Raw genomic sequence first — 18174 nt, 5'->3', positions numbered from 1 at the left:
ATATATATTTTAGTCATATGGTAAAAGGAGGGCATATGATACAAATTAGCATGAAAAAGAAATATACTATTTTATCCGAAAATGAAGAATTAGAATTAACATCGAATGGTGATTTTGTAATCAAAAGGGCATTGGCTGAGAACTATGAAATTATTGATTTTCATTGTCATTCATACGAATGTCTTTTCCAGCTCTTTCCACTCTTTTTACAAAAAAAGAAATCTGATTTTAATAAATCGTTAATGGATTTAAGCTGTTTCCCATTTTCTATTGATTTATTTGATTTGAATAAAATTTACTTTTCTAAATGTCCGACAAAACTATTTAGTCTTGCCGGATTACGAACAAAGATAAAGCTGTTTACGGGCGTATTTGTCTTGAATTATGCTACAACGGAAAGACTGTTAAAAGATATGGATAATAATTGTATCAGCAAAGCAGTTATTCAGCAAATAAACCCACCTAATAAAAATAGTGCGGATATTATGGAGGAAATTGTAACCCAAAATGAACGGCTATATACATTTGGTGCAATCCACCCTTTTGATGAAAACATTGACAGTAAAATAAAGCATTATATGAATTTACATATCAAGGGTTGGAAGATAAACCCTCATGTATGTGGCTTTTCCATTGACTGCATAAAATCATTAGCACTCATAGAAAAATTATCTAAGACTGGTTTACCAATTTTATGTTGCAGTGGATTGGGTTTACCGCAAGATGTACTTTTAACGAATATTCCGTCTAAACAAACAAAGAAAGATATACAAAATCAAAGATTGGATAAGTATGAGCTAATATTAGATACTTTTCCTAATACCACATTCATTTTAGCCCATAGTGGGTGTTTTGAATTTGAAAAAATGGTTGATTTGCTAAAAAAGCATCAAAACGCCTATACAGATATTAGTATTCAGCCCGCAGAGCATATAAAAACACTTATAAACGAAATTGGATATGAAAGAATTTTGTTTGGAACTGATTACCCATTTGTAACACAAGCATTTTCTATTCTATCGGTGTTACGGGCGACCAAAAACGAAAACGAGAGGATATTTATTTTTTCTGAAAACGCAAAGAGATTATTAAGCGAAAAATAAAATGTGAAAACAGTAAGTGATTATTTATCAAAGAAAAGGATTTTTCAATATGAAAACAAAATGGTTACTTTGCCCTGTCTGCGGAAACAAAACAAGATTACAGATACGGCAAGATACAGAATTAAAAAACTTTCCTCTTTACTGTCCGAAATGCAGACAGGAAAATTTAATTGACGCAAAAGATTTGCAAATAATAGTTATCAAAAAGCAATAACCATAAAGAGCCAGACGCACAGACGCAGAGCCGACAAACTTGTGAGAAATCACAGCTTGTCGGCTGTTTTTTTGAAAATAAAATGCTAAAAGTATGCCGGAAGATAATCATGGGGAAGCAATCTAAAACGCCTCCCCTTGAATTATAAAATGTAACTGCAAACCAAGCACAGCCCCATGTGGGAGAAAGGGGGAAATTTCTATGGATTGCACAGAAGCATACAAGGAACACATCATGTATGCCAAACTGAAAGCCGTGGAAAGCACCCTGCATGAGAAAAAGGACAGCTATTGGCGTACATCAAGACCAAGCCAACCCGTGAGGGGCTGAAAGCACAGAAAACAGAGAAAGCCCGCAAAAACTACCGGGAACAGCACGAAAGCGATTTTATGATAGCCGAAGCTGCTACCCGGTATTTTAAGGCACAGGGAATCTTCAAGCTGCCAGCGTCCAAGACATTACAAGCGGAGATTGAGCAGCTTATGAGGGAGAAGAACAGCCTTTACAACGAGTACCGGGAAAAGAGGGAGAAAACAAAAGAATTGCAGACTGTAAAGGGCAACATTGAACAGATTTTAAGACGCGAGCCAGAGCGCGGAAAGGGGCGGGATAATGAACGGTAAACGCCCCTACATGGACTACCGCCAGCACCGGGCGGCGTGTCGGCTTGTGCATGAGTGCTGCAACTACGATAACGGCAACTGTATTGCGCTGGACTATGGAGAGCCTTGTGTATGCGTCCAGAGTATCAGTTATTCGCTTCTCTGCCGCTGGTTCATTGCCGCCGTGCTTCCCCTTGACTGGAAGCTGGAAGCCGCTCTTTTGCACCGGGCAGAACTGAAACGCTGTACCGAGTGTGGCGGTCAGTTTCTCCCCAAATCGAACCGGGGGAAATACTGCCCGGATTGCGCCGGACGCATGAAAAGAGCCAGAGCCGCACAGCGCAAATGGAAACAGAGGGGGAAATGTCACGCTTTAGAAAATACAGAACCCCCGTAAAACAAGGCTTTGCGGCTACTGCTCAATGGGTATGTGATACTTTTATCCTTTACCCCCGGAAAAGCTGTTTTAAATGCGTAACAGAAGCCACAGACAGGAGGTGAAAACCATAGCTGAATACATCACAACTGAAACGATAATGCCGCCGTTTTTCCGATACCCCCGTTTCCTGCTGAAAATGGACTTGCCACAGACGGCGAAGCTGCTCTATGCGCTGCTCCTTGACCGTTCCGCCCTCTCACAGAAAAACGGCTGGCAGGACAGCGAGGGCAGGACATACATTGTCTATCCCATTACGGAGATAGCGGAAATACTGGATAAAAGCACCATGACAATACAGAACTCCCTAAAAGAACTGGATATTGCCGGGCTTTTGGAGAGGGAACGCCGGGGATTTTCCGCGCCGAACCGCCTTTATGTGAAAGTGCCGGAAGTAGTAAAGGTTTCTTTAGATATGACACAAAGAAATCTTGATGTCAGTCCTACAGAAAACTGTACATCAGACACAAAGAAAACTTTACCTATGATACAAAGAAAACTTTACCCTAACCAACTAAATATAAACAAACTAAAAGAGAGCCAACGAATGGGAGTGAGTGGGGAGCCGCCCGCGCCCTATGGCAAATACCAGAATGTTTTCCTCACTGAAAGCGAATATGCGGAGCTGAAGCAGGAATACCCGGACTGCCTTGAACGGCTTATCGAGGAAATGAGCCGGTATATTGCCGCTTTCGGGAATGATTATGTGAGCCATGCCGCCGCGCTTTACAGGTGGGCAGACAAGGAGAAAAGGGAGAACCCGAAAAAGGGAATCCCCGAATATTCCTACAAGGAGGGCGAGAGCCTTTGACAGCGGAGATACAACGCCCTGTAAACAGGGCGTGGAAAAGACCATGAACAAGGAGGACAATTTATGAGCGATTATGACAACGCTATTTTCCGGCTTGCCACGGCACAGGAAGCAGAGCCGGAGGACTACACGGGCGAGGATGGGCTTTTGTACTGCGGGAGCTGCCGCCAGCCCAAAGAAGCCTACTTCACCGAGGGAAAGGGGCTTTTCGGACGTGACCGACACCCGAAAGAATGTGACTGCCAGCGCAAACGCCGGGAAAAGCAGGAAGCCGCCGACTGGGAGCGCAAGCACCGCGACACCGTGGAAGAACTGAAACGCCTGGGATTTTCCAACGCCGCCATGCGCCAGTGGACTTTTGAAAATGACAACGGCAAATGCCCCCAAATGGATAAGGCTTTATTCTATGCGGCGAACTGGGAGGAAATGAAAGCGGAAAATATCGGCTATCTGCTATGGGGCAAGGTAGGCACAGGCAACCCCGGCCTGACCGACCTGTTTTTGAAGCAGGCGCGGAAAGTCCTTCAAGCCTCGGAGAAAGGCTCCGTCCTGGAAAAACTCAAACAGGAGCCGCCAGAGCGCAAACCCGCCGCCCCTAAGAAACGGGAACCGGAACGATGAGCGCGGCAAAGCGGAAACGGGAGGTACAGGTGAATTTCCGGGTTTCCCCGGAGGAGCTGGCCCTGATCGAGCAGAAAATGTCCCAGCTTGGAACCGTCAACCGGGAAGCCTACCTGCGGAAAATGGCGCTGGACGGGTATGTGGTAAAGCTGGATTTGCCGGAGCTGAAGGAGCTGGTGCGCTATTCCAGCAACAACTTAAACCAGCTGACCCGTAAAGTGCATGAAACCGGGCGGGTTTATGACGCTGATTTGGAAGATATATCCCAGCGGCAGGAACAGCTTTGGGACGGTGTGCGGAAGATACTGGCCCAGCTTTCCAAACTCTCCTGACCAGACAATCTGCCCCATCTGCGGAGGGAGGAACGGCGTTCTTCGCCGCGCCTTCCTCCGCTTTTTCTTTTTGACGGTAAACTTGCCGGATGTGCCGGAATCATGGATAATAGCGGCAGAACAGGGTTTTACGAAAGGAGTGGACTGCTATGATGTCATTTGAACAGGTGATAGACATTTTTGGGGACTATCTGGCATTGGATACAGAAATGGAAGTCTGCAAAAGCCGGTATGGGTATATCCGGGTGGAGTTTCATGGGACAGGGGAATTACCCGGCTATTGCAGCGGCATGGTCTGCCGTACCCCAAAGGAGCTTTTTGACCTTCTGCTTTCCGATTATGAAAGCTATCTGGAAATCCAGCGGACAAAGGGATGCAGGAATGTGACGGAGGAAGATAAAAACGAAATTGCCGCACTGTGCCAATCCCGTTTGGAGAGGTGGGAAAAAGGAAACGCCAGATAGCTTTGGCGATTTACTTTCGGCATGAAATAGGATATACTGATAAAGGTCAAAGCGCAGACAGTCCCGCAAACGGGCGGGTCTTTTCATAGAGGAGTGGATGTATGGAAAATGCCAGACACCGTCTGTTAAATTGGCGTGGTCACATTATTTCAAGTTTTTTACAATCTCTGATGAGAGAAAGCGCAGCTTTTATGAAAAAGACAGCAAGATTTTTGGGGCATTTGTTTTTTTGTGATTGCGTGGTATAATGTCCATAGGCAAGGAGGGAGCAAAATTGAATCACGATTTGCAAATCAATCAAAATGCGGAACAGACCTATCATTCTATCCGCAATTCGATTGTTTCCGCGCAACACCGTTTAAGCGCGGCGGTAAATTCCACAATGGTAATCACCTACTGGGAAATAGGAGAACAAATCTATAAAGCGTGTGGAGAAAATGACCGGGCCGAGTATGGAAAAAAACTTCTGGATTATTTATCTGAACAGCTGACTGTTGAGTTTGGAAAGGGTTTTACCGTCCGTAATCTTCGGGCAATGCGCCAGTTTTATTGCTTGTTTCCGATTCGGCACACACTGTGTGCCGAATTGAGCTGGTCCCATTATCGGCTTTTAATGCGTGTCCAGGATGAACAGGCAAGGACTTTTTATGCAGAAGAATGTGCAAAATCTGCGTGGAGTGTCCGGCAGCTGGAACGGCAGATTAACACCATGTACTACCAGCGCATTTTAGCAAGTCAGGATAAATCGCTTGTGGCAAAAGAAATCCAGACTACCGAGCCAAAACCGGAATATGAAAAAATAATCAAGGACCCTTATGTAATGGAATTTTTGCAGATCCAGCCGGACACTCATGTGTATGAGGGCGAACTGGAGCAAGCCCTGATCGACCATCTTCAGCACTTCCTTTTAGAGCTTGGACGCGGCTTTTCATTTGTGGCGCGCCAAAAACGGTTTACACTGGATGGGCAGGACTTTTTCATCGACCTGGTTTTTTATAATTATATTCTGAAATGCTTTGTCCTCATAGATTTGAAAATGGGCAAGCTGACCCATCAGGATTTGGGCCAGATGCAGATGTATGTGAATTATTACACTCGTGAGATGATGAATGACGGTGATACGCCACCGATTGGCATTGTCCTTTGCGCGGACAAAGGAGATTCCATTGTAAAATACACGCTGCCGGAAGATAACCGCCAGATATTCGCGTCGAAGTATTTTACTTATCTGCCATCCGAAGAAGAACTGAAACGGGAGCTGAACTTGGACAGCTTTTATAAGATGGAAGAATAAATATGGGAACCAGTAATAAAGTCTGCCCCGTCTGCGGCAGAAAAATGAAACAGCAGTTTATCGGCTTACAGCATTGTAAATGCGGGATGAGCTGGAAAAAGGACATCGGATTTTTTGAGCGCACCAGCGATATGATTTTTGCGTTAGAACGCCAGACCATTGGAAAAAAGGCCAGACAGATTCCGGTCATCCGATATAAAAATGGTGAATAAAAGAAACAAGCGGTCTGCGTATGCAGGCCGTTTTGTTATGAAGGGAGGATTCCGTCATGGCAACCACACGCATCATGCCGCTGCACACCGGTAAGGGCCGCACCGAAAGCCAAGCGGTCAGTGACATTATCGACTATGTATCCAACCCGCAAAAGACAGATAACGGCAGGCTCGTCACCGGCTTTGCGTGTGACAGCCGGGTAGCCGACGCCGAGTTTCTGCTGGCGAAACGGGAGTACATTTCTACCACCGGACGGGTACGGGGCGCGGACGATGTGCTGGCCTACCATGTCCGGCAGTCCTTTGTCCCCGGCGAGATTACCCCGGAAGAAGCTAACCGGCTGGGCGTGGAGTTTGCAAAGCGGTTCACCAAGGGCAATCACGCCTTTGTGGTCTGCACCCATATCGACAAGTCCCATATCCATAACCACATTATCTGGAACGCGGTCAATGTGAACTGCGACCGGAAATTCCGAAACTTTTGGGGCAGCACCCGCGCGGTCCGGCGGCTGAATGATACCATCTGCGTTGAGAACGGCTATTCCATTGTAGAGGACCCAAAACCGCATGGAAAAAGCTACAACAAATGGCTGGGGGATCAGGCGAAGCCCTCTCACCGGGAACAGCTCCGCGTGATGATTGACCAGGCGTTGGAACAGAAACCAGCTGACTTTGACGGGCTGTTAAAGCTGCTTGCAGAAATGGGCTGTGAGGTGTCGCGCCGGGGACAGGCAATCCGGCTCAAAGCCCCCGGCTGGAAGAATGTTGCCCGCATGGATGAAAAGCTGGGGCAAGGGTACAGCGAAGATGAAATCCGGGCGGTACTGGCTGGGGAAAAAGAGCATACCCCAGGAAAGAAAACGGCTGTTCAATCAGAGCCGCCCAAGGTTAATCTTCTGGTGGATATTCAGGCAAAATTGCAGGCCGGAAAAGGCGCTGGCTACGCGCGCTGGGCAAAGGTATTCAATCTGAAACAGATGGCGCAGACAATGAACTATCTCACTGAGCATGGCCTGCTGGAATACGCAGTCTTGGAAGAGAAAGCGGCTGCTGCTACGGCCAGCCACAATGAGCTGTCGGCACAGATCAAGGCGGCGGAAACCCGCATGGCGGAGATAGCCGTACTGCGGACCCACATCATCAATTATGTGAAAACCCGCGAGGTCTATGCGGCCTACCGCAAGGCGGGGTATTCCAAGAAATTTTTAGCGGAACATGAAGCGGAGATTTTGCTCCACAAGGCGGCAAAACAGGCATTTGACGATTTGGGTATCAAGAAGCTGCCCACCGTCAAGAGCTTGCAGGCCGAGTATGCCCAGCTGTTGGAAGGAAAGAAAAAAGACTATGCCGAGTACCGGCGCTCCCGCGAGGAAATGCGGGAACTGCTGGCCGCAAAAGCCAATGTGGACCGGCTGATGGGATATGGGGAGGAACGCCAGAATGACCGGGAAAAGGAACAGGGGCAGGACCGCTGACGCGCCTGTTTTTTCGCATTTTCTCACCGCCGCAGGCCGGGAAAAAGCGTTCCGCAGGAACGCGCAGCCACAGAATGAAATTCTGTGTTCAAAAGGGGCTTGGGGAATCCCCAACAAGCAGCGCCAGGAGCCGGATGGCTATCCTGGGGCATTGCTTGCCACGGTTATCCCGGAACGGGATAACCTTCTTTTTCTCGAAAAAGAACAAAGCCGGTGAGGAATTTGTTAAATTCACTCACCGGCTCAATTCGTTTCAAATTTCCCGGATAGTTCTGTTAGCTCTTTTGCGGTCTCCTGTGTGTGGTGCAAGAGGGTTTCACGCATTTCTGACGGGCAGCTGCAATACAGCATCTTCATCTGACCGGCTCCCTCATCTTCCGGGGAAACATCCGGATTGATTAAAGAATCCAGAGAAATCGGCAGTACCTTTGCCAGTGCCTTCAAAATCAAAAAGGACGGATTCATCTGCCCTTTTTCAATCTTGGCAATCTGCTTTATAGATACATGGCTCATATCAGAAAGCTCCTGCTGTGTCAGGTCTTTTCTTTTTCGGGCTTCCCGCATTTTTTGCCCTAAAGCGGTTAAATCATCAATCGGCATAATCATTCACCTCAAATATATTCTATCGTGCCGATTTACACAAAGGAATAACCTTATTATACCGACTAACAGGTATGATTATGCTGTTTTTTTAGTGAGATATAAACGCTATCCTTGTATCACTAACCAAATCAAATTATAATAGTGGTACTGTGGGAAATGTATGTGGAGATCAAAGTAGCCGACACCGGCAAGGGCATTTCTGAAAGCAATCAGGCTGCCATCTTCCGGCGCTTTTATCGTGAGGAAGAAGTACACGAACAGCAGGGCGTTGGCATTGGCCTGTATCTGGCCCGCGAGATCATAACGCGGCAGGGCGGCTATATCAGAGTGGTTTCGGAGCCGGGCAGGGGTTCGGAATTTTCCATTATGCTGCCGACAAAATAGAACGCGGCGGACGACCAGTTCCGGCTGCCCGCCGTAAATTTTTTTGAAATGTCCGAGCGTTGTAACATTTCACCCCGGTTTTCAATGAAATTTTTTGGCCGCTATAACATTTCGCGGACATTTGGGTTTTACAATAGCCTTATCAAATTTTGTTACTGATAGGGTTAAATCACAAAGAAAGGGAAAATATATGACGAAAAAATTATATCGAGTTATGTTGTTTGTTGGTACTTCAATGATACATCATTCAGCAGCGGGTGTCTTTATTTTGTGCAATATTTGGTATTTACTCATTTATAGTTCTGAATCTAATAGAAATAGTAAATAGGGAAAGTATTTCACTTACAGCAAGGCGGGCCAGTTTCCTGTCAACATGAGCCAGTCTGCCTTGTGTGGATTGATCCGTTATGAAAGGCTTGCTTTTTCCCATTAAGTTCAGTACACTGTCAATCTGACACAAAGCATTTCATACTGTTTCCATATTGCTTTGGTATAATAATGTGAGGAGGTGTAAAAATGGCTGTTTTATTGATTGTGGAAGATGATACTGCCACCAACGTGGCAATCTGTGAATATATGAGATCCGCAGGGCATATTACCTTGTCGGCCCTTGATGGTGAACAGGGTTTGCAGATTGCAAGGGAGAAATCGGTTGATTTAGTGGTTCTGGATATTATGCTGCCGAAGCGAACCGGTTTGGAGGTATTAAAAGAATTGCGCCAAACAAGCAACATTCCTATCTTAATGCTTACCGCCCTTGACGATGAGCCTACTCAGGCGGCCAGCTTTGATGAACAGGCGGACGACTATATCACAAAGCCCTTTTCCATGCTTTTGCTGGGAAAACGGGTGACGGCCCTGCTGCGGCGGTGTGGGAAAAGTCCGGAACTGAAACAAATTCAGATGGGCGATATTACGGTGGATTTTGGCGGCTATACTGCTTCCGGGCCGGGCGGCCCTATTGACCTGACACCAAAGGAGATCGACCTGCTGAAATTGCTGATAGAGCATAAAGGTCTGGTGCTTACACGGTCGCAGATCTTGGACGAGTTGTGGGGATATGATTACCCCATCATTGACCGCACGATTGATACCTACATTAAAAATTTACGGAAAAAGCTGAGTCTTAACCGGATTGTAACGGTAAAAGGCGTTGGCTACAAGTATGAGGAACACCCATGAGAAATTTAAAGCTCTTTACTAAAATCTTCTTATACACCTTTCTGGTAATGCTGTTTGTCACCGTGATGGCTCATGTTTTTCTCTATGTGCTTGCGCCGCAAATGACCGTAAGCACCAACCGTTTTGTGGAAGGAGCCATTATTGAGAGTGATGTGAATACTGGTATTTTGATAAAATCCGCTATCGGAAAAGCACTGCCGGTATCCCTGCTTTGCTGCGCCATCATTTCCGCTGGGTGTTCCCTGTTGTTTTCCAGAGCCATGACGAGGCCGATCAAGCAGATTGCGGTTACAACGGAAAAGATGGAAAAGCTGGATAAGGCTGCAGCCTGCGTGGTGCATACGAAGGACGAGATTGGCGAGCTGGCCGCCCGCGTCAATAAGCTGTATGCCAGCCTGCTTTCCACCATTGAAAATCTGGAGGAAGAAAAGCAAAACGTCCGTGAGGCGGAACGGTTGAAAATTGATTTCCTGCGGGCCGCCTCCCATGAGCTGAAAACGCCGGTGACTGCCCTGAACGCGATTTTGGAAAACATGATCTTAGGCATTGGAAAATACAAAGACCGGGATCGCTGTCTGTTGGAATGTAAGGAGATTACCGGGCAGCTATCCTTTATGATTAAAGAAATTTTGGATACCTCCCGGCTGGATTTTACACAGGAGAAACAGGACGCGGAAACCTTTGACCTGTCTGAGCGTCTTCCGGCAATCTGCGAGCCCTATCAGTTGATTGCGAAGGCAAAGGGACTCGACTTTTCTTTCAGCATACAGGGAAAGTGCCCTGTCCACACGTCAAAGAAAAGCCTTGAAAAGATCCTGTCTAACCTGCTCTCCAATGCGGTCGCTTACACAAAGCCGGGATGCAAGATCACCGTTATATTGAACGCCCGACAGATAAAAATAGAAAATGAGTGTACGCCCATCCCGCCGGATAAGCTGGCCCATGTATTTGAGCCGTTCTACCGCCCAGACTTTGCCAGAGATCGCAAAGATGGAGGGAATGGGCTGGGATTATATATTGTAGATACGCTTTCAAAGGCCCTTGGGATGCCCTATCAATTTGAGGCGACCAAAAACCCGCCGGGAATGTGCTTTACCCTTTATCTCCCATAAAGCGATGGCTTTTTTTATCCGTTTCATACTGGTTCCATATTGGGGTGCTATGCTGTCAGCGTTGCAACACTTATCCTATATGAAATGGAGGTCATTCTATGAACTTTATGAATCGAGCGTGGCTGTATATCGTCCGCAAGAGGGGCAAGAGTATCCTTCTTTTTGTCATCTTGCTGGTGATGGCAACCTTTGTATTGACCGCTCTGGCACTGGGGAACGCTTCGAAAGCCGCCCAGCAGGAGCTGCGGCAAAGCCTTGGCGGGAGTTTTCTCATTGGCTTTGACTACACGGAAAACAACCCCTATTTGAAGGTGGAAAGCGTGGAGGGCGGAACCCTGATGTATTCCACCCAGCAGATCAGCCCGGAGCTGGTAGAGCAAATCCGGGAAATTGAGGGGATCAAGGAGTGCAGCGCCACCGTGGAGGGGCTGGCGGCGTTCCCCTCTCTGGAACTATTTACCGGCAATATCCCCATTGAGGAAGAATTTCGCGCATCCTCAAAGATTTTAAGCACATGGAAAAGCGAGGAGCTTACCCGGTTTACTTCCGGGCAGCTTACGCTGACGCAGGGGCGGCATATCCTGCCGGACGACAAAAACAAGGGGCTGATCAGCAAGGATTTGGCTGAGAAAAACGGCCTGAAAATTGGTGACAAAATCCAGACGGACAAAGGCGTGGAGATTGAGATTGTGGGCCTGTTCTCTCCAAAAGAAATCGAAGGCATCAACGATCAGGTGACAACCTACGATAAAATACAAAACCTTATCATCACCGACCTTGCCACTTTGGTGGCTTACGAAAACGGCCCCGCAATACAGGGCTTTAACGAGCTGACGGTATCGGTGAACGACCCGCAGAACATGGAGGAAATCATTTCTAAAGTAAAGGAAATCAGCGGCGTGGACTGGAAAGGCTTTTCTTTTCTGGTTGACAACGAGGACTATGAAAACGCCGCGTCCTCTTTGGAACAGTTATCGGAGCTGGTATCCACCATTTTGATGATCGCGCTGATTGTAAGCATCGCCATCCTCTCGCTCATTCTAACCATGTGGGCCAGAACCCGCATCCATGAAACCGGCGTCCTGCTCTCGGTTGGGATCAGCAAGCTGTCCATCTTAGGGCAGTATATTGCCGAGGTTTTGCTGATTGCGATATTAGCATTTTCCCTCTCTTATTTCTCCGCCAGCGCCATTGCGGGCCAGATGGGAAACGTATTGCAATCCGGGCAGGCGGTAACGGAGGCGCAGCAGGAAGACGGCTTATCTGCCGGAACCCGTGGGGAGGCCGGAACAGATACCGGTGAGCCGGAAATCGAAACCCCGGAATTACAGGTTCGTGTACAGCTTGAGGAAATGGGCCTCCTATTCCTGCTGGGGATCGGGATTGTAACGGTATCCGCTGGAATATCCTCAATTTCCGTCATGCGGCTGAAACCGCGGGAAATTCTATCGAAAATGAGCTGAGAAAGGCGGTAACGATATGAAAAAAGTATGGAAAATGTTTTCTGTCCTCCTTTTTGTGGGATTGCTGTTCACAGGGTGTACCCCCAAGGAGAATAAATCAGACGAAACGCAGGAGCAATCCGGCTCGCCCATCATAGATTACGAGGTGCCGGATAAAGTAAAGGACTATGATTTTGACTATGAATTTGTGCCCGAAGGTGAATAGGAGGTGCCTCTATGGGAATTTTGGAACTGCAAAATCTAACATACTCTTATGACAAAAAGAGGAAGGTGCTGAGAGGGATCAATGCGCAGATGGAGGCGGGAAAAATGTATGCCATTCTCGGCCCGTCCGGGTGCGGCAAGACAACCCTTCTATCCCTGCTGGGCGGTCTGGACAGCCCCACAAGCGGGAATATCCTGTTTGAAGGGAAAGACATTGCACAGGCCGGATTGGCAGGCCATCGGAAAAAGAATGTTTCTTTTATCTTTCAGAGCTACAACCTGATTGACTATATGACCCCGCAGGAGAATGTCCGGCTGACTTCAAAGAAACCGGCACTCCCGTTTCTGGAACGGCTGGGGCTGACGAGGGAGGAATCCAAACGGAACGTGCTGAAACTCTCCGGCGGCCAGCAGCAGCGGGTAGCCATTGCAAGGGCGCTCGCAAGCGAAGCTCCGGTGATTCTGGCGGACGAGCCTACCGGCAATCTGGACGAGGATACGGCTGGGGATATTACGGAAATCTTGAAAGAAAGCGCCCATCAGATGAAGAAATGCGTGATAGTTGTTACCCACTCAGGTGAGCTGGCAAAACAGGCGGATGTGGTGTTCCGGCTGAAAAAGGGTGAATTACAGATAGAGCAAAGCGAGAAATCTTCATAACTATAAATGAGTAAATACCAAATATTGCACAAAATAAGGACACCCGCTGCTGAATGATGTATCATTGAAGTACCAACAAACAACATACTCAAACAACAAGGGGGTGTCCGTTGCAAACAGTATTCAAATTTATTCAGGAGCTGTATAGAGCAACAAATAGAGTTGGGAGGAACATAAAAACGAGAAGCTATCATGCAGAAGTAATTAATTTGAGCTTGAAAGACAAAAAGATGATAAAAAATTTCCTGTTCTCAAATGTCAATGGGATTTCACTATGGATACGAAAAAAGGAAGTTTGATACAGAATGGACCCGGCTGGAACAGGAATACCGCGCAGCCGGTATGGACGATAGGCAGATCGCGGCCATGAAGGAATATGACTGGTCCTGGTTTTGCAGCCAGCGAACCTATCAGAACCGCGTACAGGCCCTTCCCAGCGAACAGTGTGAGGACGAGAGCGAGCAGTCCTGCCTGTTCCGAAAATTTGAATCCCTGTCCTGCACCTAGGACACCGGCGATGTGGATTCCCGGCGGTTTGGCTGGCTGTCCTCCCTGGAGGATGAACTGCTGTACCGGCGGCTCTGCAAATTGCCGGAGGACGATCTGGAACTGCTGACCCTGCTCATTGTGGACGGATACCGGCAGGCTGATGTCGCAAGGCTGTGGAACTGTTCCCGGAATGTCATCTATAAACGTTTGAAAAAAATCAAAATATTTTTGAATCAAGGGTGACAAACGGCCTTTCCCAATGCCTACACATTGAAGGGACAAGTCCTCTTGCCCCTTATTGCAGCTTGACAACTGAATATACGGCATAACAGGTACATAACCCGTATCGAAGCGGAAAAGGCGCGCCGCCAGGACGGTTGCTTGCAGGAGGTGATGACAGACAGGCAATCCGAGCGATCTACGTCCAGCCTTAAACCCGGAGATGGCGTTCCGGGCGCGATGATGGTGCGGGGGCTTAAAGATACTTCCTCACGGCCCGCCAAAGACTTGGGGGGAACCCTGCGGCGCGCGAGAAAAACGGCGCTGCGGAGTTATGACAGCTCTGCCGGGAGCGGCCTGTTATGTCCCCATCGTCAGGGGGCGTGGCAAATATGACGAACCATCCAAACAGAATTGCAGCAGCCGTACCGGACGGTATCCAGCGGCAACCGCCGCCCTTATCTTTCGATACGGCTGCTTTTTAACCATAGAGTAAAAACAATTTTTGAACGGAGGTGCGTCTTTATGACCAAACAGACAACCCCGACAAGCTCCTACAAAGAGGTGCGGATCGGGAAAACAATTTATCGCGTCACCAGCTTCTTTTCGGGAGAAAAGGACCTGGGAAAGACGCTGGAACAGTTGGCAGTCAGACGCGCCATGTCGGAAGCCATTCCAGCTGCCAGCGGTTCCAAATAACAGAAAGCCTCGCGGCCTGCCGTATCATTGCGCGGCGGTGGATTCTCCGGTAAGATATTCATGCAGGGTAAAACCTGCGGAGCCATTTTGCCGCACGAGGTATGGATTCTGAGATGGTCGGGAGGTAAAAGAAAGATGATGGATACAACATACAACGTGGGCATCTACTGCCGGTTAAGTAACGACGATGAACGTGATGGGGAATCGGTCAGCATTGAGAACCAGAAGCTGCTGCTTCAAAACTATGTCAGGCAGCGCGGCTGGAATGAGGTCGATGTCTATATCGACGACGGATACTCCGGCACGAACTTCAACCGTCCAGGCGTCAGGCGGTTAATCGAGGACGCAAAGGCAAAGCGGATCAATGTGATTCTGGTGAAGGACCTTTCCCGTTTTGGCCGCAACTACATCGAATTTGGGCAATATACGGATTACCTGTTCCCCTCTCTTGGGTGCCGGTTCATCGCGCTGAACAACGGCATTGATACCATGAGCGACAACGGAAGCACCGATGTCATGTGCTTTTTGAACTTATTTAATGAATTTTACAGCCGGGACACCAGCAAGAAGGTCAAGGCGGTCAAAAGAGCCTGTGCCGAAAACGGAAAATTTATGGGAACCTACCCCGCCTATGGCTACCGGCGCGACCCGCTGGATAAGCATCATCTGGTGATTGACGAGGAAACCGCGCCGGTTGTGCGCCGTATCTTTGAAATGCGAGCATCAGGCATGGGATTTCACGCCATCGCGGTGGCGCTCAATGAAGAAGGGATTCAGCCGCCCGGTGTGCTGTACTACCAGCGCAAGGGCCAGAGCGACCCCCGCAGGGTCAACCACAAGTGGGCCGACCAGACGGTAAAAAACATGGTCCGCAACGAGGTCTACATCGGGAACATGGTACAGGGCAAAAGCGGCACACTCTCCTATAAATCCCGCAAGCTCGTCAATAAATCGGAGGACGAGTGGATTCGGGTGGAGGGGACCCACGAGGCTATTATTTCGCGGGAATTGTGGGACACCGTAGCCAGTATCGGCAAAAAGAAGGTGCGGAAAAGCACTCCGTCCGATGGCTGCAAGAGCATCTTCACCGGCCTTGTGTACTGTGCCGACTGCGGTTTCAAAATGCGGAACCATATCGAAAAGTTCACCTATAAGGATGGCAGGCCGGGACGGTACAGTTCTTTCATCTGCGGCAACTACTCCCGCAGCGGAAGGGGCGCGTGTACCATCCACACCATCTATGAAACGGTGCTGACCCAGCTGGTATTGGAGGACATCCGGGAAAAGGCCCGCTTTGCGGAATATGACCCGGACCGGCTGATGGGCGAGATTCTCCGGCTGAAGGAGAAAGAATCCCACACCCGGCTTTTCTCCTATGAGCAGGAATTAAAATCCTTCTTAGCCCGTATTTCCGATTTGGAGCGTCTGATGCAGAATCTCTACGAGGACAAATGCACCGGCTCCATCCCGCAGACGGTATTTCAGACACTGATGCAGAAATACGAAGCGGAACGGGCAGAAAAGGCGGAGGCAGTCCCGGAACTGGAAAGGAAAGTCCGGGCGCACCTGGAAAACCAGGTGGATACCGACCGCTGGCTGGAAATTATCCGGCGCTATACGGAAATCTCGGAACTGGACGAAACCATTCTCTTTGAACTGGTAGACCGGATCGAGGTTGGCGATACCCAGAAGGTCAACGGGCAGCGGATTTGTGAGGTCAAGGTCTACTACCGCTATGTCGGGAATGTGGACGGGGCGCTGGCACAGGAAAGGGGGCAGGATTATGGCGAAGCAATATAAAGTCGGTATCTACTGCCGCCTGAGTGTGGATGACGCCTCCAATTCCGCAAAAGCGAAGGGCTATATTCCCAGCGATGAATCGGTGAGCATTGAGAACCAATATGAAATCCTCTCCAAATTCGTCATGCTCAACGGCTGGATCGAGGTCAAGACCTATCAGGACGATGGGTACAGCGGGGGCAACTTCCAGCGGCCCGGATTTTTGGAAATGCTGGAGGACGCAAGGCATGGCCTGATTAACCTGATTCTGGTAAAGGACCTTTCCCGTTTAGGCAGGGATTTTGTGGAGGTGGGCCGTTATACGGACGTCATTTTCCCCTCCCTCGGATGCCGGTTCGTGTCGGTTCTGGACTGCCTGGACAGCGAGGGGGACAACACCGATATGCTGCACTTCCGCAGTCTGATGAATGACTACCATCTCAAGGACCTGTCCAGCAAGGTCAAGTCGGTGCTTCATGCCAAGAAGAAAAGCGGCCAGTATCTTGCCGCCTACGCTCCCTACGGATACCGCAAGAGCGAGGAGGACAGACACAAGCTGGTCATTGACGGGGAATCCGCCGCTGTTGTGCGGCAGATATTCCAGATGCGTCAGTCCGGCATGGCCTATGGGAAAATCGCCGCTGCTTTGAATGAGAAAGGGATTCTCCCTCCCCGCTGGTACTGGGCGGTCCATTACGGAAATGGCAGCTGCAAGTATTCCCGGCTGTGGGCTTACGCAACCGTCCGAAGCCTTCTGAACGATGATATTTATGCCGGTACGCTCACACAGAACTGCACCGGTTCCCGTTCCTATAAAGACAAGACCATGATAAGGAAACCGGAATCGGAATGGATTTCCCATGAGGGCGCGCACGAGGCAATTATCGGGCCGGAGCTGTGGGAGGCTGTCCAGAAAATCAATCAGGCGGCGAAACAGATTTCCGCTAACAATACGCCGCCCCAAGCATCTCTGTTTACCGGAAAGCTGGTCTGCGCGGACTGCGGGCATCCTCTGGTTGCCGCCCGCGAAACACAGCGCCGGAAAAATGGCACTGTCAAGCACTATACTTCTTATTTCTGCTCCCGGTTTGCCACTACCGGACACAGCATCTGCTCCTGGCACCGGATTTTTGAGATCAGCCTGAAAAACCTGGTGCTGAGTGAAATCCGGGCGCATGGCAAAGCGGTTGCAGCCGATGAAGCCGCTGTACTGGATAAGCTGAAACAGCACATCCAATCCGCAAGCGCCGCGCAACAAGAGGACTGCCGACAGGAAATCAGCCGTTTGCGGCGGCGTTTGGAGGAGTTGGAACAGATCACCGCAAAACTTTATGAAGATAAGGTAAGCGGGGCAATCAGCGGCGATTCCTTCTCGGTTCTGATTCAAAAGAACGAGCAGGAACGCATCCAGAAATCGGAACGCCTGGACAGCCTGTTAGCCGGGGAACGGAAAGCCCAGCAGGACATCGCCAATATCCACCAGTGGGCCGGAACCATCCGGCAGTATCTGGACTTGCAGGAACTGAACCGGGAAATCATTGAGGAACTGATTGACCGCATTGAAGTTGGAGAACGAACCGTCATAGACGGTCAAAGACACCAGGACATTAAAATCTACTACCGCTTTGTTGGGCTGGTGTGATCGGGCAAAAAAAGCGCCTGACCGCATCAGCAGCCAGACGGAAACATTCTGTAACAGCCTGCAAATAAAAAGTCAAGCCCCTTAAGCCAAAAATATGAAAGGAAGCGGATGGAAAAAGTGAATACAGCAAACAGACCGCCGCCCAAAAGCGGCAGTCAGGAAGAAAAAATTATT

Annotated in this window: 22 protein-coding genes and 2 pseudogenes; 23 read left to right on the top strand and 1 reads right to left on the bottom strand. The window is 48.9% G+C overall.

The annotated features are described in order from the left end of the window. Nucleotides 1-35 precede the first annotated feature (35 nt). From U8U68_RS18425 to U8U68_RS18370, 12 genes and pseudogenes are all read left to right on the top strand, one after another. Nucleotides 36-1103, top strand: a complete 1068-nt coding sequence (locus U8U68_RS18425; RefSeq protein ID WP_322203450.1) for an amidohydrolase family protein — start codon at nucleotides 36-38, stop codon at nucleotides 1101-1103. Between the two features lie 49 nt (nucleotides 1104-1152). Continuing rightward, nucleotides 1153-1317: a cysteine-rich KTR domain-containing protein gene (locus tag U8U68_RS18420; protein WP_322203448.1), complete on the top strand. Its 165-nt coding sequence runs from the start codon at nucleotides 1153-1155 to the stop codon at nucleotides 1315-1317. 228 nt (nucleotides 1318-1545) lie between these two features. After that, nucleotides 1546-1940: pseudogene (locus U8U68_RS18415) on the top strand (relaxase/mobilization nuclease domain-containing protein); the annotation flags it as partial. Then, nucleotides 1930-2316 carry a cysteine-rich VLP domain-containing protein gene (locus U8U68_RS18410; RefSeq protein ID WP_322203446.1) on the top strand — a complete coding sequence of 129 codons (387 nt, stop codon included), beginning with the start codon at nucleotides 1930-1932 and terminating at the stop codon, nucleotides 2314-2316. The pseudogene U8U68_RS18415 and the gene U8U68_RS18410, both read left to right, overlap by 11 nt. Nucleotides 2317-2389: 73 nt before the next feature. Next, complete coding sequence (locus U8U68_RS18405) at nucleotides 2390-3166, top strand: replication initiator protein A (protein ID WP_322203444.1); 777 nt, start codon at nucleotides 2390-2392, stop codon at nucleotides 3164-3166. Nucleotides 3167-3229: 63 nt separating this feature from the next. Continuing rightward, nucleotides 3230-3787, top strand: coding sequence for a P-loop NTPase family protein (locus tag U8U68_RS18400; protein WP_367575859.1), 558 nt, complete (start codon nucleotides 3230-3232; stop codon nucleotides 3785-3787). Next, the gene (locus U8U68_RS18395; RefSeq protein ID WP_322203442.1) at nucleotides 3784-4119 is read left to right on the top strand and encodes a plasmid mobilization protein; all 336 of its coding nucleotides are present in this window, start codon (nucleotides 3784-3786) and stop codon (nucleotides 4117-4119) included. The genes U8U68_RS18400 and U8U68_RS18395 overlap by 4 nt, the downstream gene beginning before the upstream one ends. Nucleotides 4120-4268: 149 nt before the next feature. Beyond that, the gene (locus U8U68_RS18390; protein ID WP_322203440.1) at nucleotides 4269-4583 is read left to right on the top strand and encodes a hypothetical protein; all 315 of its coding nucleotides are present in this window, start codon (nucleotides 4269-4271) and stop codon (nucleotides 4581-4583) included. 101 nt (nucleotides 4584-4684) lie between these two features. After that, a complete protein-coding gene (locus U8U68_RS18385; RefSeq protein ID WP_199735785.1) occupies nucleotides 4685-4831 on the top strand; it encodes a hypothetical protein in 147 nt (48 codons plus the stop codon). Nucleotides 4832-4857: 26 nt separating this feature from the next. After that, nucleotides 4858-5877 carry a PDDEXK nuclease domain-containing protein gene (locus U8U68_RS18380; RefSeq protein ID WP_004054162.1) on the top strand — a complete coding sequence of 340 codons (1020 nt, stop codon included), beginning with the start codon at nucleotides 4858-4860 and terminating at the stop codon, nucleotides 5875-5877. Nucleotides 5878-5879: 2 nt separating this feature from the next. Then, nucleotides 5880-6089, top strand: a complete 210-nt coding sequence (locus tag U8U68_RS18375; protein ID WP_322203436.1) for a hypothetical protein — start codon at nucleotides 5880-5882, stop codon at nucleotides 6087-6089. 56 nt (nucleotides 6090-6145) lie between these two features. After that, entirely contained in the window at nucleotides 6146-7564 is a 1419-nt protein-coding gene (locus U8U68_RS18370; RefSeq protein WP_322203434.1) for a relaxase/mobilization nuclease domain-containing protein, read from the top strand. A 243-nt stretch (nucleotides 7565-7807) separates the two neighbouring features. Here U8U68_RS18370 and U8U68_RS18365 read toward each other — a convergent pair whose 3' ends face one another. Continuing rightward, nucleotides 7808-8164: a helix-turn-helix domain-containing protein gene (locus U8U68_RS18365; protein WP_322203432.1), complete on the bottom strand. Its 357-nt coding sequence runs from the start codon at nucleotides 8162-8164 to the stop codon at nucleotides 7808-7810. Between the two features lie 138 nt (nucleotides 8165-8302). Here U8U68_RS18365 and U8U68_RS18360 point away from each other — a divergent pair. From U8U68_RS18360 to U8U68_RS18315, 11 genes and pseudogenes are all read left to right on the top strand, one after another. Then, a pseudogene (locus tag U8U68_RS18360) lies at nucleotides 8303-8551 on the top strand (sensor histidine kinase); the annotation flags it as partial. A 516-nt stretch (nucleotides 8552-9067) separates the two neighbouring features. Next, nucleotides 9068-9733: a response regulator transcription factor gene (locus tag U8U68_RS18355; RefSeq protein WP_066534794.1), complete on the top strand. Its 666-nt coding sequence runs from the start codon at nucleotides 9068-9070 to the stop codon at nucleotides 9731-9733. Next, complete coding sequence (locus tag U8U68_RS18350; RefSeq protein WP_016215688.1) at nucleotides 9730-10845, top strand: sensor histidine kinase; 1116 nt, start codon at nucleotides 9730-9732, stop codon at nucleotides 10843-10845. Before U8U68_RS18355 ends, U8U68_RS18350 begins: the two co-directional genes overlap by 4 nt. Before the next feature lie 98 nt (nucleotides 10846-10943). Next, nucleotides 10944-12308 (top strand): ABC transporter permease, encoded by a 1365-nt coding sequence (locus U8U68_RS18345; RefSeq protein WP_016215689.1) that lies wholly within the window; start codon nucleotides 10944-10946, stop codon nucleotides 12306-12308. Nucleotides 12309-12324: 16 nt separating this feature from the next. Further along, nucleotides 12325-12513: a hypothetical protein gene (locus tag U8U68_RS18340; protein ID WP_016215690.1), complete on the top strand. Its 189-nt coding sequence runs from the start codon at nucleotides 12325-12327 to the stop codon at nucleotides 12511-12513. Between the two features lie 11 nt (nucleotides 12514-12524). Next, entirely contained in the window at nucleotides 12525-13172 is a 648-nt protein-coding gene (locus U8U68_RS18335) for an ATP-binding cassette domain-containing protein (protein WP_016215691.1), read from the top strand. A gap of 342 nt (nucleotides 13173-13514) precedes the next feature. Next, nucleotides 13515-13679: a hypothetical protein gene (locus U8U68_RS22520; RefSeq protein ID WP_367575858.1), complete on the top strand. Its 165-nt coding sequence runs from the start codon at nucleotides 13515-13517 to the stop codon at nucleotides 13677-13679. A gap of 12 nt (nucleotides 13680-13691) precedes the next feature. Beyond that, complete coding sequence (locus tag U8U68_RS22515) at nucleotides 13692-13904, top strand: sigma factor-like helix-turn-helix DNA-binding protein (RefSeq protein ID WP_367575857.1); 213 nt, start codon at nucleotides 13692-13694, stop codon at nucleotides 13902-13904. A 501-nt stretch (nucleotides 13905-14405) separates the two neighbouring features. Further along, the gene (locus U8U68_RS18325) at nucleotides 14406-14579 is read left to right on the top strand and encodes a hypothetical protein (RefSeq protein WP_002578908.1); all 174 of its coding nucleotides are present in this window, start codon (nucleotides 14406-14408) and stop codon (nucleotides 14577-14579) included. Nucleotides 14580-14714: 135 nt separating this feature from the next. Beyond that, the gene (locus U8U68_RS18320; RefSeq protein ID WP_322203421.1) at nucleotides 14715-16379 is read left to right on the top strand and encodes a recombinase family protein; all 1665 of its coding nucleotides are present in this window, start codon (nucleotides 14715-14717) and stop codon (nucleotides 16377-16379) included. Next, the gene (locus tag U8U68_RS18315) at nucleotides 16363-18000 is read left to right on the top strand and encodes a recombinase family protein (protein ID WP_322203419.1); all 1638 of its coding nucleotides are present in this window, start codon (nucleotides 16363-16365) and stop codon (nucleotides 17998-18000) included. The genes U8U68_RS18320 and U8U68_RS18315 overlap by 17 nt, the downstream gene beginning before the upstream one ends. Nucleotides 18001-18174 lie beyond the last annotated feature (174 nt).

Origin of the sequence: Acutalibacter intestini (assembly GCF_034334985.1) — a bacterium.
GTDB lineage: Bacteria > Bacillota > Clostridia > Oscillospirales > Acutalibacteraceae > Acutalibacter > Acutalibacter intestini.
This window is presented reverse-complemented; position numbering and strand designations above follow the sequence as displayed.

Excerpts from the sequence above, each read along its gene's own strand:
- U8U68_RS18420 (WP_322203448.1), top strand. The coding sequence starts at position 1,153 with ATGAAAACAAAATGGTTACTTTGCCCTGTCTGCGGAAACAAAACAAGA.
- U8U68_RS18355 (WP_066534794.1), top strand. The coding sequence starts at position 9,068 with ATGGCTGTTTTATTGATTGTGGAAGATGATACTGCCACCAACGTGGCA.
- U8U68_RS18395 (WP_322203442.1), top strand. The coding sequence starts at position 3,784 with ATGAGCGCGGCAAAGCGGAAACGGGAGGTACAGGTGAATTTCCGGGTT.
- U8U68_RS18425 (WP_322203450.1), top strand. The coding sequence starts at position 36 with ATGATACAAATTAGCATGAAAAAGAAATATACTATTTTATCCGAAAAT.
- U8U68_RS18335 (WP_016215691.1), top strand. The coding sequence starts at position 12,525 with ATGGGAATTTTGGAACTGCAAAATCTAACATACTCTTATGACAAAAAG.
- U8U68_RS18315 (WP_322203419.1), top strand. The coding sequence starts at position 16,363 with ATGGCGAAGCAATATAAAGTCGGTATCTACTGCCGCCTGAGTGTGGAT.
- U8U68_RS18340 (WP_016215690.1), top strand. The coding sequence starts at position 12,325 with ATGAAAAAAGTATGGAAAATGTTTTCTGTCCTCCTTTTTGTGGGATTG.
- U8U68_RS18345 (WP_016215689.1), top strand. The coding sequence starts at position 10,944 with ATGAACTTTATGAATCGAGCGTGGCTGTATATCGTCCGCAAGAGGGGC.
- U8U68_RS18390 (WP_322203440.1), top strand. The coding sequence starts at position 4,269 with ATGATGTCATTTGAACAGGTGATAGACATTTTTGGGGACTATCTGGCA.
- U8U68_RS18350 (WP_016215688.1), top strand. The coding sequence starts at position 9,730 with ATGAGAAATTTAAAGCTCTTTACTAAAATCTTCTTATACACCTTTCTG.
- U8U68_RS18375 (WP_322203436.1), top strand. The coding sequence starts at position 5,880 with ATGGGAACCAGTAATAAAGTCTGCCCCGTCTGCGGCAGAAAAATGAAA.
- U8U68_RS18410 (WP_322203446.1), top strand. The coding sequence starts at position 1,930 with ATGAACGGTAAACGCCCCTACATGGACTACCGCCAGCACCGGGCGGCG.
- U8U68_RS18400 (WP_367575859.1), top strand. The coding sequence starts at position 3,230 with ATGAGCGATTATGACAACGCTATTTTCCGGCTTGCCACGGCACAGGAA.
- U8U68_RS18370 (WP_322203434.1), top strand. The coding sequence starts at position 6,146 with ATGGCAACCACACGCATCATGCCGCTGCACACCGGTAAGGGCCGCACC.
- U8U68_RS18385 (WP_199735785.1), top strand. The coding sequence starts at position 4,685 with ATGGAAAATGCCAGACACCGTCTGTTAAATTGGCGTGGTCACATTATT.
- U8U68_RS18325 (WP_002578908.1), top strand. The coding sequence starts at position 14,406 with ATGACCAAACAGACAACCCCGACAAGCTCCTACAAAGAGGTGCGGATC.
- U8U68_RS18320 (WP_322203421.1), top strand. The coding sequence starts at position 14,715 with ATGATGGATACAACATACAACGTGGGCATCTACTGCCGGTTAAGTAAC.
- U8U68_RS18405 (WP_322203444.1), top strand. The coding sequence starts at position 2,390 with ATGCGTAACAGAAGCCACAGACAGGAGGTGAAAACCATAGCTGAATAC.
- U8U68_RS22520 (WP_367575858.1), top strand. The coding sequence starts at position 13,515 with ATGGACGATAGGCAGATCGCGGCCATGAAGGAATATGACTGGTCCTGG.
- U8U68_RS18365 (WP_322203432.1), bottom strand. The coding sequence starts at position 8,164 with ATGCCGATTGATGATTTAACCGCTTTAGGGCAAAAAATGCGGGAAGCC.